The sequence below is a fragment of the Roseateles sp. P5_E1 genome, assembly GCF_054049335.1.
This window is the reverse complement of sequence record NZ_JBFUMN010000476.1, coordinates 1-522: the sequence shown is the minus strand read 5'-3', so window position 1 is coordinate 522 and position 522 is coordinate 1. Positions and strand designations below refer to the sequence as shown.

The 522-nt window shown below is 69.7% G+C and carries 1 protein-coding gene; it reads left to right on the top strand.

Annotated features, from left to right (window positions below):
- Positions 1 to 522: hypothetical protein (locus ACXJKJ_RS32180; protein ID WP_457395817.1), on the top strand; the 522-nt coding region annotated here is incomplete at both ends.

The following is a 522-nucleotide window of genomic DNA, read 5'->3' as shown; positions in this document are numbered from 1 at the left end:
TGCGGTGTCGACGCTGTCGATCTTCGGCCTGGGCTTCTTCACCGACGTGGAGCGCATCAGCTTCCACTGGCCGTTGCCGGGCTACCTGGCGCTGCTGGTGGCGGTGCCGGTGGTGCTCAACGGATGGCCGCGCTGGTTGCGCCGCACCGGTTGGTGGCTGGCCGGAGGCGGGTTGGCGCTGGCGTTCGGCTACTACCTGATGGCGTCCACGCCGAGCCTGCGCGAGCAGTTGGCGGGGGACAAATACTATCCGCGCAACTTCGCCGGTTGGGAGCCACTGGCGGCGGCGGTGCGCGACGAGCTGAAGACCATGCCGCCCGGTACCCGCGTGCTCGCCGGCAACTTCAAGGTGGGCGCCGAGCTGGGCTTCCAGCTGCGGGATCCGTCGATCGACGTGCTGCGCCATCCGCTCAACGACAAGCACGGCCGCACCGCGCAGCTCGGGCTGTGGGGGCTGCTGCACGAGGGCCCGCGCAAAACCCCGATGCTGCTGGTGCTGTCGCCCAGCGACCAGCGTTACCG